This is a genomic window from Pseudomonas sp. TAE6080 (assembly GCF_018732265.1).
Lineage (GTDB): Bacteria > Pseudomonadota > Gammaproteobacteria > Pseudomonadales > Pseudomonadaceae > Aquipseudomonas > Aquipseudomonas brenneri.
Genome location: NZ_JAHIDY010000021.1, coordinates 31,475 through 45,370, shown reverse-complemented (window position 1 = coordinate 45,370; position 13,896 = coordinate 31,475). Strand labels below are relative to the sequence as shown.

Annotated in this window: 11 protein-coding genes; 7 read left to right on the top strand and 4 right to left on the bottom strand. The window is 56.4% G+C overall.

Annotated elements, in window-relative coordinates:
* Nucleotides 1-79: 79 nt before the first annotated feature.
* The 4 genes from gyrB to dnaA are packed head-to-tail and all read right to left on the bottom strand — an operon-like array spanning nucleotide 80 to nucleotide 6,289.
* Nucleotides 80-2,497, bottom strand: a complete 2,418-nt coding sequence (gene gyrB, locus KL786_RS16780; RefSeq protein ID WP_215518330.1) for a DNA topoisomerase (ATP-hydrolyzing) subunit B — start codon at nucleotides 2,495-2,497, stop codon at nucleotides 80-82.
* A gap of 4 nt (nucleotides 2,498-2,501) precedes the next feature.
* The gene (gene recF / locus KL786_RS16775) at nucleotides 2,502-3,605 is read right to left on the bottom strand and encodes a DNA replication/repair protein RecF (protein ID WP_215518329.1); all 1,104 of its coding nucleotides are present in this window, start codon (nucleotides 3,603-3,605) and stop codon (nucleotides 2,502-2,504) included.
* A 20-nt stretch (nucleotides 3,606-3,625) separates the two neighbouring features.
* On the bottom strand, nucleotides 3,626-4,729 hold the full coding sequence (gene dnaN, locus KL786_RS16770; protein ID WP_029290193.1) for a DNA polymerase III subunit beta: 1,104 nt from the start codon (nucleotides 4,727-4,729) through the stop codon (nucleotides 3,626-3,628).
* Between the two features lie 39 nt (nucleotides 4,730-4,768).
* Nucleotides 4,769-6,289, bottom strand: coding sequence for a chromosomal replication initiator protein DnaA (dnaA, locus tag KL786_RS16765; protein ID WP_215518328.1), 1,521 nt, complete (start codon nucleotides 6,287-6,289; stop codon nucleotides 4,769-4,771).
* Nucleotides 6,290-6,874: 585 nt separating this feature from the next.
* Here dnaA and rpmH point away from each other — a divergent pair.
* From rpmH to rsmG, 7 genes are all read left to right on the top strand, one after another.
* Complete coding sequence (gene rpmH / locus KL786_RS16760; RefSeq protein WP_003213577.1) at nucleotides 6,875-7,009, top strand: 50S ribosomal protein L34; 135 nt, start codon at nucleotides 6,875-6,877, stop codon at nucleotides 7,007-7,009.
* A 16-nt stretch (nucleotides 7,010-7,025) separates the two neighbouring features.
* Nucleotides 7,026-7,430: a ribonuclease P protein component gene (gene rnpA / locus KL786_RS16755; RefSeq protein ID WP_029290189.1), complete on the top strand. Its 405-nt coding sequence runs from the start codon at nucleotides 7,026-7,028 to the stop codon at nucleotides 7,428-7,430.
* Nucleotides 7,423-7,668: a membrane protein insertion efficiency factor YidD gene (gene yidD, locus KL786_RS16750; protein WP_010465488.1), complete on the top strand. Its 246-nt coding sequence runs from the start codon at nucleotides 7,423-7,425 to the stop codon at nucleotides 7,666-7,668. Before rnpA ends, yidD begins: the two co-directional genes overlap by 8 nt.
* Before the next feature lie 2 nt (nucleotides 7,669-7,670).
* Entirely contained in the window at nucleotides 7,671-9,353 is a 1,683-nt protein-coding gene (gene yidC, locus KL786_RS16745) for a membrane protein insertase YidC (RefSeq protein ID WP_215518327.1), read from the top strand.
* A 79-nt stretch (nucleotides 9,354-9,432) separates the two neighbouring features.
* Complete coding sequence (mnmE, locus tag KL786_RS16740) at nucleotides 9,433-10,803, top strand: tRNA uridine-5-carboxymethylaminomethyl(34) synthesis GTPase MnmE (RefSeq protein WP_215518326.1); 1,371 nt, start codon at nucleotides 9,433-9,435, stop codon at nucleotides 10,801-10,803.
* Between the two features lie 550 nt (nucleotides 10,804-11,353).
* Entirely contained in the window at nucleotides 11,354-13,246 is a 1,893-nt protein-coding gene (gene mnmG, locus KL786_RS16735; RefSeq protein WP_032857204.1) for a tRNA uridine-5-carboxymethylaminomethyl(34) synthesis enzyme MnmG, read from the top strand.
* A complete protein-coding gene (gene rsmG / locus KL786_RS16730; RefSeq protein ID WP_215518325.1) occupies nucleotides 13,243-13,887 on the top strand; it encodes a 16S rRNA (guanine(527)-N(7))-methyltransferase RsmG in 645 nt (214 codons plus the stop codon). The genes mnmG and rsmG overlap by 4 nt, the downstream gene beginning before the upstream one ends.
* The last annotated feature ends 9 nt before the right edge of the window (nucleotides 13,888-13,896 follow it).

The window sequence follows — 13,896 nt, the reverse complement described above, 5'->3', positions numbered from 1 at the left end:
ATTTTAAAAAGGCCTGAAATCCGGGCAATAAAAAAGGCCAACGTTTGACGTTGGCCTTTTTTGTTTCGCAATGGCGTTATCAGAAGTCCAGGTTGGACACTGCCAGGGCATTGCTCTCGATGAAGTCACGACGTGGCTCGACCGCATCACCCATCAGGGTGTTGAAGATCTGGTCCGCGCCAATGGCGTCTTCGATGGTCACACGCAACATGCGACGCTGCGCTGGGTCCATGGTGGTTTCCCACAGCTGGTCAGGGTTCATCTCGCCCAGACCTTTGTATCGCTGAATGGTGTGACGCTTGGTGCTTTCGGCCATCAACCAGTCCAGTGCTTCCTTGAACTCCTTGACCTGCTTCTTGCGTTCGCCGCGCTGAATATAAGCGCCGTCGTCCAACAGGGTGCTCAGTTGCGCGCCCAGGGTAACCACGGTCTTGTAATCGTTGCTGCCAAAGAAGTCGCGGTTGAAGGTGACGTAGTTCGACAAGCCGTGGGAGATCAGTTCGACCTCTGGCAGCCAGACGTTACGTTCACGGTCTTCACGCAGGCTGGCTTTGTACACCAGGCCGGACTTCTCGACAGTGCGCAGACGGACTTCGTACTGGGCCAGCCAATCCTGCATCACTGCGTGATCGCCCAACTGTTCCAGGCTGACAGCTGGCAGGTAGATGAAGTGCTCGGTCAGCTCCTGAGGGTACAGGCGCGACAAACGCTTGAGGGTCTTCATCACCATGCGGAAGTCGTTTACCAGGCGCTCCAGCGCCTCACCGGAGATGCCCGGGGCTTCATCGTTCAAGTGCAGGCTGGCATCTTCCAGGGCCGACTGCGTCATGTACTCTTCCATGGCGTCGTCGTCTTTGATGTATTGCTCTTGCTTGCCCTTTTTCACTTTGTACAACGGTGGCTGGGCGATGTAGATGTAGCCACGCTCGATCAGCTCCGGCAACTGACGGAAGAAGAAGGTCAGCAGCAGGGTACGGATGTGCGAACCGTCGACGTCCGCATCGGTCATGATGATGATGTTGTGGTAGCGCAGCTTGTCGATGTTGTACTCGTCGCGACCAATGCCACAGCCCAGGGCGGTGATCAAGGTGCCGACTTCCTGGGAGGAAATCATCTTGTCGAAACGGGCTTTCTCGACGTTGAGGATCTTACCCTTCAACGGCAGGATCGCCTGGGTGCGGCGGTTACGACCCTGCTTGGCGGAACCGCCAGCAGAGTCACCTTCCACCAGGTACAGTTCGGAGAGGGCAGGGTCCTTCTCCTGGCAGTCGGCCAGTTTGCCCGGCAAACCAGCGATATCCAGCGCGCCTTTACGACGAGTCATTTCACGGGCTTTACGCGCCGCTTCACGAGCCCGTGCCGCATCGATCATCTTGCCGACGACCAGCTTGGCTTCGTTGGGGTTTTCCAGCAGGAAGTCAGAGAAGTACTTGCCCATTTCCTGTTCGACAGCGGTCTTCACTTCGGAAGAAACCAGCTTGTCTTTGGTCTGGGAGCTGAACTTAGGATCCGGAACCTTGACCGAAATAATTGCGGTCAGACCTTCACGCGCATCATCACCGGTGGTGGCGACTTTGTGCTTCTTCGCCAGGCCTTCAGCTTCGATGTAGGTGTTCAGGTTACGCGTCAGGGCCGAACGGAAACCCACCAGGTGAGTACCGCCATCGCGCTGAGGAATGTTGTTGGTGAAGCACAACAGGTTCTCGTTGAAGCTGTCGTTCCACTGCAGGGCGATTTCCACGCCGATGCCGTCTTCACGCTGGATGTTGAAGTGGAACACCTGGTTGACCGCAGTCTTGTTGGTGTTCAGGTATTCAACGAACGCACGCAGGCCGCCTTCGTACTTGAACAGTTCTTCCTTGCCGCTGCGCTCGTCCTTGAGGACGATACCCACACCGGAGTTGAGGAAGGACAGTTCACGAATCCGCTTGGCCAAGATGTCCCAGCTGAAGTGGATATTCTTGAAGGTGTCAGCCGAAGGCTTGAAGTGAATCTGGGTACCGGTGGTTTCGCTTTCACCAACGATCGCCATCGGTGCCTGAGGCACACCATGGACGTAGGTCTGTTCCCAGATCTTGCCACTACGGCGAACGGTCAGGATCAGTTCTTCCGACAGGGCGTTTACCACCGACACACCTACACCGTGCAAGCCGCCGGATACTTTGTAGGAGTTGTCATCGAACTTACCGCCGGCGTGGAGCACAGTCATGATGACCTCTGCCGCCGATACGCCTTCTTCTTTATGCACATCTACCGGAATGCCGCGACCGTTGTCGCGTACGGTGATGGACTCGTCCGGGTGGATAATGATGCTGATGTCGTCGCAGTGGCCGGCCAGTGCTTCGTCGATGGAGTTGTCGACCACCTCGAACACCATGTGGTGCAGACCGCTACCATCATCGGTGTCGCCAATGTACATACCGGGACGTTTGCGTACGGCATCCAAACCTTTCAGCACTTTAATGCTGGTCGAGTCGTACGTGTTTTCTTCGCTCATGCCTTCACTCCCGATGGTCGTGGGTCTGGGTGATACGGCCTTGTTCCACGTGGAACAAAGCGACTGGCGTTTCCGTCTGCCAGCCTTCCCTCAATAATTCGTGGTCTACACAGGTAATAAACACCTGGCAGCGTAAGTCTTCCAACAAGCGGCATAGCGCGCGGCGGTGTTGCTCGTCCAGTTCAGACGGCAAATCATCCACCAGATAAATACATTGGCCTCGCCGGGCTTGGCTGACCAAATGCCCTTGGGCAATACGTAAAGCACAGACCACCAACTTTTGCTGACCACGAGACAAAATGTCCGCAGCGTTATGAGCGCCTAACCTAAGGCGCAGATCAGCTCGTTGGGGTCCAGCCTGCGTATGACCTATTTGCTGATCCCGTTGCAGGGACGTTGCGAGTACTGCACTCAGCTCTCGCTCTTTATCCCAACCGCGGTAGTAGCTCAACGTCAGCCCCTCAAGTTCCAACAACTCACTCAAGGTCTGTTCAAAGACTGGTTTCAAGGCTTTGATATAGGCGCGGCGGTATTCATCTATTTCGTCGCTGGCCAGGCACAGTTCACGGTCCCAGGCCGCTTGCGAAGCGACGTCAAGTGTACCATGCCGCAGCCATGAGTTCCGCTGCCGCAGGGCCTTCTGCAGGCGCTGCCAAGTGGCCATGAACCGCGGTTCCACGTGGAACACTCCCCAATCGAGGAACTGCCGGCGAATTTTGGGTGCCCCCTCCAGCAAGCGGAAGCTGTCAGGGTTGATCAATTGCAGAGGCAGGATTTCCGCCAGTTGCGCCGCACTGCGCGCATTCTGCCCATCGATACGGATCTGGAACTCCCCCTGGCGATCACGGGATATCCCCAGGCTGCTGTGCCCGCCTTGCGCCAGTTCAACCTGGCCAAATACGGTGCACGCCAATTGCTCGTACTGAATCACCGGTAACAGGCGAGCACTGCGAAAGGAACGAGCCAGGCCCAGCAGATGAATGGCTTCCAGCACGCTGGTTTTGCCACTGCCGTTGGCGCCGTGGAGAATATTGATGCGGGGGGAGGGGGAGAAGGTCACCGGGTGCAAATTGCGCACCGCGGTGACCGAGACGCGACTGAGGGACATCTAGCTTCTGCTGAGCATGATTACAGGCGCATCGGCATAACAACATAAGCCGAGTCGTCGTTATCGGATTCTTGCACCAGTGCACTGCTATTAGAGTCGGACAGGATCAGGCGAACCTGTTCGGTCGTCATCACACCCAGCACGTCCAGCAGGTAGCTCACGTTGAAGCCAATCTCCAGCGAGCCGCCGTTGTAATCAACGCTGATTTCTTCTTCCGCTTCTTCCTGCTCCGGGTTATTGGCCTGGATTTTCAATTGGCCATTGGCCAATTGCAGGCGAATACCGCGGTACTTTTCGTTGGACAGGATCGCGGTACGGCTGAACGCTTCACGCAGGGCCTGACGATCACCGATCACCAGCTTGTCACCGCCTTTGGGCAGTACGCGCTCGTAGTCCGGGAACTTGCCGTCTACCAGCTTGGATGTGAAGGTGAACTCACCCGTGGTCGCACGGATGTGATGCTGGCCCAGGACGATGCTGACATTGCCATCCGGCTCGGTGAGCAGGCGCGCCAGTTCCAGGATACCTTTGCGCGGCACGATGACCTGGTGGCGGTCCGGCTGGCCGATATCGGCCTTCATCGAACACATTGCCAGACGGTGACCGTCGGTAGCCACGGCGCGGATGATGCCTTCGGAGACTTCCAACAGCATGCCGTTGAGGTAGTAACGCACATCCTGCTGGGCCATGGCGAAGCTGGTGCGTTCGATCAAACGACGCAGTCGGCTTTGTTCCAGGCTGCAGGTCAACGAGCCCGGACCTTCTTCCACCGTCGGGAAGTCATTGGCTGGCAAGGTCGACAGGGTAAAACGGCTACGCCCGGCCTTGACCACCAGCTTCTGCTCATCGACCTTGATGTCGATCAGCGCGTCATTGGGCAGGCTTTTGCAGATATCCATCAGCTTGCGCGCAGGCACAGTGATCTCGCCAGGCTCGGCGGGCTCTTCCAGCTGTACACGGCCAACCAGTTCGACTTCCAGGTCGGTACCGGTCAAGGACAACTGCTGGCCTTCGACAACCAACAATACGTTGGAAAGCACCGGCAAGGTCTGTCGGCGCTCGACGACGCCTGCGACCAGTTGCAGGGGTTTCAACAGGGCTTCGCGTTGAATGGTGAAATGCATGGTCTAGTCCCTTGCCTTAATAAGCTGCGCTGGTGTTCATCAAGTGGTCAGTGTACGCAGCAGGTTCTTGTAGTCCTCGCGAATATCCGCGTCGGATTCCTTAAGTTCGTTGATCTTGCGGCACGCGTGCAAGACCGTGGTGTGGTCGCGACCACCAAACACATCGCCGATTTCCGGCAGGCTGTGGTTGGTCAGCTCCTTGGAGAGCGCCATGGCCACCTGCCGGGGACGGGCTACCGAGCGCGAACGGCGCTTGGACAGCAGGTCGGAAATCTTGATCTTGTAGTACTCGGCCACGGTGCGCTGGATGTTATCCACACTCACCAGTTTGTCCTGCAGTGCCAGCAAGTCCTTCAAGGATTCGCGAATCAGCTCGATGGTGATATCGCGACCCATGAAGTGCGAGTGAGCGATGACGCGCTTGAGCGCGCCTTCGAGCTCACGCACGTTGGAGCGAATGCGTTGGGCGATGAAGAATGCCGCGTCGTGCGGCAGATCGACTTTCGCCTGGTCGGCCTTTTTCATCAGGATCGCAACCCGGGTTTCAAGTTCCGGCGGCTCTACCGCAACGGTCAGGCCCCAGCCGAAGCGCGATTTGAGGCGCTCTTCCAGGCCTTCGATTTCCTTCGGGTAACGGTCACTGGTGAGAATGACCTGCTGGCCACCTTCAAGCAGGGCATTGAACGTGTGGAAAAACTCTTCCTGGGAACGTTCCTTGCGCGCGAAGAATTGAATGTCATCGATCAGCAGCGCATCGACCGAGCGATAGAAGCGCTTGAATTCGTTGATCGCATTGAGCTGCAACGCCTTGACCATGTCGGCCACGAAGCGCTCCGAGTGCAGGTACACGACCTTGGCATTCGGGTTCTTCTTTAATAGGTGGTTACCCACAGCGTGCATCAAGTGCGTCTTACCCAAGCCAACACCGCCATAAAGGAAGAGCGGGTTGTAACCGTGCTTGGGATTGTCGGCAACCTGCCAGGCCGCGGCGCGGGCCAGTTGGTTGGATTTACCTTCGACGAAATTTTCAAAGGTAAAGGTGCGGTTCAGGTAGCTGGTGTGCTTGAGCGCACCTTCAACCTGGACTGTGCGCTGTTCGGCGCGTACCGGCGCCTGCTGCGAACTGGCACCTGCCATCGGGTCGAAGCTGTCGCGGGACGGCTCTTCACTGACCGGCGCATTTTTTTGCGCCACGGATTTGCTCGGGGCGGGCGCAGCAGGTGCTGATGCGTGGTTGACCGGCGCTGCAGCAGCCTGGGCATGCGATGCAGCGGCAGCCAGGGGTGCATTCGGAGCGGCACGCGGTGCCGAGCTGCGTTTGCTACCTATTAGTAAGGAGAGGGCTGGAGCCATCCCGTTGCCATGCTCGTCGAACAATTCGAGAACGCGGCCCAGGTACTTCTCGTTGACCCAGTCGAGAACAAAACGATTGGGTGCGTAGACACGCAACTCGTCGCCTTCGGCTTCGACCTGTAGCGGACGGATCCAGGTGTTGAATTGCTGGGCAGGCAGCTCATCGCGCAAAAGCTCCACGCACTGCTGCCAAAGTTCCACTGACACGGATATCCCCTAAGTTGAAAGCCGGTGAGGCAAAAACAGCCGCCATTGTAGCGGCGAGCGGGCCACTTATCCACATGTAGGTTGCTCACAGGCCACCAAGAATCAATGCCTTAACCCTAAAAAAGGCGACCAATGGTCTGTGCATAAGCTCTGTGGATAAGCGGCCCTGAGCTCGTTGTACAAGTGGGGTCGAAAGTCTGTGGGTAACCAGCCTGTGGATAAGTAGCCATTCCACACACAGCTTATCCGATAGCGCAGCACAGGCAGAGCACCGTTTCTCCCCCGTGTTGTCATTCTCTGTACAGCACGTGGAACAAGGCCTTAAGTCAGTTATCCACAGATGATCGGTCCCCTAGCTTTTATAAGCTTTACAGAAAAGCTTTAAATAACTTCCTTCTTTATTTTTATATCTATGGCATTGCTCATGAAAGTCGAACCTCAGGGAATCGGTCCCAAGGCCTTCAGATATCTAATTGCAGGAATAGCTGGTTGGAAATTGACCTAGAGGCTTGCTTTCTCTAGAATCCCCGGTCTCTTAAAACGGGGGCCATTCCGGCCCGTTGTGGACGAACCAGGTAACACGCCATGAAACGTACTTTCCAACCAAGCACCATCAAACGCGCCCGTACCCACGGTTTCCGTGCTCGCATGGCTACCAAGAACGGCCGTGCTGTCCTGTCGCGTCGCCGCGCCAAAGGTCGTGCGCGTCTGGCAGTTTGATAATCCGGTACTGGTGGTGAGTCAGGACTTCAGTCGGGAAAAGCGTCTGCTAACCCCCCGGCATTTCAAGGCAGTCTTTGACTCCCCCACCGGCAAGGTTCCGGGGAAAAATCTCCTGCTCCTTGCGCGTAACAACGATCTGGATCACCCCCGTCTCGGGTTGGTGATCGGCAAGAAGAGCGTAAAGCTCTCCGTTGAGCGCAATCGCCTCAAGCGTCTGATGCGCGAATCGTTTCGCCTCCACCAGGACACTCTGGTTGGTTGGGATATTGTTATCGTCGCGCGCAAAGGCTTGGGGGACGTAGAAAACCCCGAATTGATTCAGCATTTCGGCAAGCTCTGGAAACGTTTGGCTCGCACCAGCAAGCCAACCCCAGCAGTCAGCCCCGAAACTGTAGGGGTAGACAGCACTGATGCGTAAACTGGCCCTCGTTCCGATCCAGTTTTACCGTTATGCCATTAGTCCGCTGATGGCCAGCCACTGTCGTTTCTACCCCAGTTGTTCCTGCTACGCGTATGAAGCCATAGAAAATCATGGCCTTCTACGCGGTGGCTGGCTGACCTTTCGTCGTTTAGGTCGCTGTCATCCGTGGAATCCCGGTGGTTATGACCCGGTTCCGCCTATCCCTACCTCCCGTTCTTCTTCGATGGCCGAGTAATCATGGATATTAAACGCACGATCCTGATCGTCGCCCTGGCAATCGTGTCCTACGTTATGGTTCTGAAATGGAACCAGGACTATGGCCAGGCTGCCCTGCCGACTCAGAATGTTGCTACCAATCAGTCTGCTCCTGCTATTGCAGATGCACCGTTGGGTAACAATGCTTCCGCCAGTGCCGATGTACCCAGCGCGAATGCCGATACCAGCACCCCTGTAGACAACGCGGTCATCACCAATAAAGACCTCATCCACGTCAAAACGGATGTACTGGACCTGGCGATCGATCCACAGGGCGGCGATATTGCCCAGCTGAAATTGCCACTGTATCCACGTCGCCAAGACCATCCGGATGTTCCATTCCAGTTGTTCGATAACGGTGGCGAACGTGTTTATCTGGCGCAAAGCGGCCTGACTGGCACTGATGGTCCTGATGCTCGCGCTACCGGTCGTCCGGTTTATTCGACCGAACAGAAGACTTATCAACTGGCTGATGGCCAAAACCAGTTGAACGTCGACCTGAAATTCAGTCACGACGGCGTCAATTACATCAAGCGTTTCAGCTTCACTCGTGGTTTGTACGATCTGAAAGTCACCTATCTGATCGACAACACCAGCGAAAAAGCCTGGACGGGCAACTTGTTTGCCCAGCTCAAGCGTGATGGCAGCTCCGATCCTTCTTCCAGCACAGCCACCGGCACCGCGACTTACCTGGGCGCCGCCCTATGGACAAGTAGCGAGCCGTACAAAAAAGTGTCGATGAAAGATATCGACAAGGGCGCGCTGAAAGAGACGGTACAAGGTGGTTGGGTAGCCTGGCTGCAACACTACTTTGTAACTGCATGGATCCCGAACAAGGGCGAAGCCAACCTGGTTCAGACCCGCAAGGACAACCAGGGCAACTACATCATTGGTTTCACTGGCCCGGCGTTGAGCGTTGCACCAGGTGCCAAGGCTGAAACCAGCGCCACCTTGTATGCCGGCCCAAAAAGCCAGGCAGTACTCAAGGAGTTATCCCCAGGTCTGGAACTGACTGTGGATTACGGCATTCTGTGGTTCATTGCCCAGCCAATCTTCTGGTTGCTGCAACATATCCACAGCATCGTTGGTAACTGGGGCTGGTCGATCATCTTCCTGACCATGCTGATCAAAGGGATTTTCTTCCCGCTGTCGGCCGCCAGCTACAAATCGATGGCCCGTATGCGTGCGGTTGCACCGAAACTGGCTGCACTGAAAGAGCAACATGGCGACGACCGGCAGAAAATGTCGCAAGCCATGATGGAGCTGTACAAGAAAGAGAAGATCAACCCGTTGGGTGGATGCTTGCCGATTCTGGTACAGATGCCGGTATTCCTGTCGCTGTATTGGGTGCTCCTGGAAAGCGTGGAAATGCGCCAGGCGCCGTTCATGCTGTGGATAACTGACTTGTCGATCAAAGACCCGTTCTTTATCCTGCCGATCATCATGGGCGCGACCATGTTCATCCAGCAGCGTCTGAACCCGACTCCTCCGGATCCGATGCAGGCCAAGGTGATGAAAATGATGCCAATCATCTTCACCTTCTTCTTCCTGTGGTTCCCGGCTGGTCTGGTTCTGTACTGGGTGGTCAACAACGTGTTGTCGATCTCTCAACAGTGGTACATCACACGTAAGATCGAAGCGGCTGCCAAAAAAGCCGAGGCGTAACTTACTCTGTGGATAACCACTCAAGACGCCCCCTCGTGGGGCGTTTTGCATTCTGTCACTTTTGTCTGGGAAACCGCTGATGAGCGCTCCTCGTGAAACCATCGCTGCCGTCGCCACTGCTCAAGGCCGGGGCGGTGTCGGTATCGTTCGTATTTCCGGGCCGCTTGCCGGCATCGCAGCCCAAGCCATCAGCGGGCGTGAGCTAAAGCCCCGGTATGCGCATTACGGGCCTTTTTTCGGCGAGGAGCTTGAGGTACTGGATGAGGGCCTGGCCCTGTATTTCCCGGGACCGAACTCATTCACCGGTGAAGATGTGCTGGAACTGCAAGGCCATGGCGGTCCTGTCGTCCTGGATATGCTGTTGCAACGCTGCCTGCAATTGGGTTGTCGCCTGGCCCGGCCGGGTGAGTTCAGCGAGCGCGCGTTTCTCAATGACAAACTCGATCTGGCCCAAGCCGAGGCGATTGCCGACCTGATCGAGGCCAGTTCTGCACAGGCCGCACGCAATGCGTTGCGCTCGCTGCAGGGGGCGTTTTCTCTGCGTGTGCATAACCTCACCGAGCAACTGATCAGTTTGCGCATCTATGTCGAGGCAGCCATTGATTTCCCGGAAGAGGAAATCGACTTTCTCGCCGATGGCCATGTCCTGGCCATGCTCGATAAGGTTCGCGATGAGTTATCCACAGTCCTGAAGGAAGCCGGGCAGGGCGCACTGCTGCGTGATGGCATGACAGTGGTGATTGCTGGTCGGCCCAATGCCGGCAAGTCCAGTTTGCTCAACGCTCTTGCGGGTCGTGAAGCGGCCATTGTCACCGAGATTGCCGGTACCACCCGGGATATCCTGCGTGAACATATCCACATTGATGGCATGCCGCTACACGTGGTCGATACCGCCGGCTTACGCGATACCGATGACCAAGTGGAAAAAATCGGTGTGGAACGGGCGCTCAAGGCTATCGGTGAAGCCGATCGGGTGCTGTTGGTGGTGGATGCGACAGCACCTGAGGCAGTGGATCCTTTTGCGCTGTGGCCCGAATTCCTTGAACAACGGCCGGACTCGGCCAAAGTCACGTTGATTCGCAACAAAGCAGACCTGACGGGTGAAGCCATTGCCCTGGAAGTCAGCGACGATGGCCATGTCACGATCAGCCTCAGCGCCAAGTCTGCAGGCGATGGCCTGGAACTGCTGCGCGATCATCTCAAGGCGTGCATGGGTTATGAACAGACCTCGGAAAGCAGCTTCAGTGCTCGTCGCAGGCACCTTGAGGCCCTACGCCATGCCAGTGCCGCCCTTGAGCACGGTAGGACACAGCTGACGCTGGCGGGTGCAGGAGAGCTGCTGGCCGAGGATTTACGGCAGGCGCAGCAACTGCTGGGGGAAATTACCGGGGCATTCAGCTCCGATGATCTGCTCGGCAGGATCTTTTCCAGCTTCTGCATCGGTAAATAACCCTTCGTTGTTCACAGACAGGCCATTCGTGCCTGTCTGTTTTGCCCATTTCAGGGCACACCTTCGTATTTCCTGACATTTACCTCACACCGAGGTGCCTTGCCGTGGGTGAAATTTGCCGTGTGCGACACTTTTCTGTGGATTAAGCCCTGTGAATAACCGCCCCTGTGCCCGGTTGATAACAGGGCTTGAAACCTGAGTAAAAACCCATCTGTGGATAAGCACCTGTTTAATCCACAGGCTTAGAGCACTTATCCAAGGGCCTCATTGGCACCTAACCACAGACTTTTGAATCTCTGTACATAACGTGAATAAAGGCCTGTAGAGATCTATCCACAGAAAGTAGGCTCAGTAGAAATAAACATAAAAACAAAGATTTAATAAATTTCTCTCTTTTAATTTCTATTACCTCTGATTCATCCACAGCTGGTTAAATTTTGTGCAAAGGGTTCTTTAGGAAGGGCTAAGTCCCTATACTTGCCGCCATAGCTCTATAACTCTTTCAACAAACAATTCCTGATTACCTACATAAGCAGGCACGAGGTGCGTGGTGGATTTCCCTTCCCGTTTTGAAGTGATCGTCATCGGCGGCGGTCATGCCGGTACCGAGGCAGCACTGGCGTCAGCCCGCATGGGGGTTAAAACCCTGTTGCTGACGCACAACGTGGAAACCCTCGGTGCCATGAGTTGCAACCCCGCCATCGGTGGGATTGGCAAAAGCCATCTGGTCAAGGAAATCGATGCCCTTGGCGGTGTGATGGCCATGGCTACCGACAAGGGTGGCATTCAATTTCGCGTGCTCAACAGCCGCAAAGGCCCGGCCGTGCGTGCTACCCGGGCACAAGCCGACCGCATCCTGTACAAGGCCGCGGTGCGCGAAACCCTGGAAAACCAGCCCAACCTGTGGATATTTCAGCAGGCTGCTGACGACCTGATCGTCGAACAAGACCAGGTGCGCGGCGTTGTCACGCAAATGGGCCTGCGTTTCTTTGCAGAATCCGTGGTGCTGACCACCGGCACGTTCCTCGGTGGACTTATCCACATCGGGATGCAGAACTATTCGGGTGGCCGTGCCGGTGATCCGCCGTCCATCGCCCTGGCTCATCGCCTGCGCGAACTGCCACTGCGTGTCGGTCGCCTGAAAACCGGGACCCCGCCGCGTATCGACGGGCGTTCTGTGGATTTCTCGGTGATGACCGAGCAAGCCGGGGACACGCCAATCCCAGTGATGTCGTTCATGGGCTCCAAAGAGCAGCACCCCAAACAGGTGAGTTGCTGGATTACCCACACCAATGCGCGGACCCACGAAATCATCGCGGCCAATCTTGATCGTTCGCCGATGTATTCCGGGGTGATCGAAGGTATTGGCCCACGTTATTGCCCATCGATCGAAGACAAGATCCACCGCTTTGCCGACAAGGAAAGCCACCAGGTCTTTATCGAGCCGGAAGGTTTGACTACCCACGAGCTGTACCCGAACGGGATTTCTACTTCCCTGCCATTCGACGTGCAAATCCAGATCGTGCAGTCGATTCGCGGCATGGAAAACGCGCACATCGTGCGACCTGGCTACGCCATCGAGTACGACTACTTCGATCCGCGGGACTTGAAATACAGCCTGGAAACCAAAGTGATCGGCGGTCTGTTCTTCGCCGGGCAAATCAATGGCACCACCGGTTACGAAGAAGCCGGCGCCCAGGGTTTGCTGGCCGGGACCAACGCGGCATTGCGCGCCCAGGGCAAAGACAGCTGGTGCCCGCGTCGCGATGAAGCGTACATCGGCGTGTTGGTTGACGACCTGATTACCCTCGGGACCCAGGAACCGTACCGGATGTTCACCTCCCGGGCCGAATATCGCCTGATCCTGCGCGAAGACAACGCCGACCTGCGCCTGACCGAAAAAGGTCGCGAGCTGGGCCTGGTCGATGACGCCCGTTGGGCAGCGTTCTGCAAAAAACGCGAGAGCATCGAAGTCGAAGAGCAGCGCCTGAAAAGTACCTGGGTGCGCCCGGGCACTGAGCAGGGCGATGCGATTGCCGAAAAATTCGGCACGCCGCTGACTCACGAATACAATCTGTTGAACCTGCTGTCCCGTCCGGAAATCGACTACGCTGGTCTGGTCGAAGTGACTGGTGGCGGTGCAGAAGATCCACAGGTGGCCGAGCAGGTCGAAATCAAGACCAAATATGCCGGTTACATTGACCGCCAGCAGGACGAAATCGCCAGGCTGCGCGCCAGTGAAGACACCAAGCTGCCTGTGGATATCGATTACACCGGGATTTCCGGCCTATCGAAAGAGATTCAAAGCAAGCTGGGGATAACTCGTCCCGAGACCCTGGGCCAGGCTTCCCGTATCCCGGGTGTCACCCCGGCAGCCATTTCGCTGTTGATGATTCATTTGAAAAAACGCGGCGCGGGCCGTCAGTTGGAGCAAAGCGCTTGAGTTCGTTGGTCACCTCGCAACACGCCGAAGAGTTATCCACAGGTGCGCGCCAATTGGGCGTGGACCTGACCGAAGCCCAGCACGAGTTGCTGTTGGGCTACCTGGCCCTGTTGATCAAATGGAACAAGGCCTACAACCTCACTGCGGTGCGCGATCCGGACGAAATGGTCTCTCGGCATCTGCTCGACAGCTTGAGCGTGATGCCGTTTATCGAAAACGGCCGCTGGCTGGACGTCGGCAGTGGCGGTGGCATGCCCGGCATCCCCCTGGCGATCCTGTTTCCCGAGTCGCAAGTGACCTGCCTGGACAGCAACGGCAAGAAAACCCGCTTCCTGACCCAGGTCAAACTCGAACTCAAGCTGGACAACCTGCAAGTTATCCACAGCCGCGTCGAAGCCTTCACGCCTGAACTGCCTTTCAACGGAATTGTTTCCCGGGCTTTCAGCAGCATGGAGAACTTCAGCAACTGGACCCGTCACTTGGGCGACCTGGACACCCGTTGGCTGGCAATGAAGGGCGTTCATCCAAGCGACGAGCTGTTAGCATTGCCGGCAGACTTCCACCTCGATAGCGAACACGCCTTGGCCGTACCCGGTTGCCAAGGCCAACGCCATCTGCTGATACTGCGCCGCACGGCATGATTGGGAACA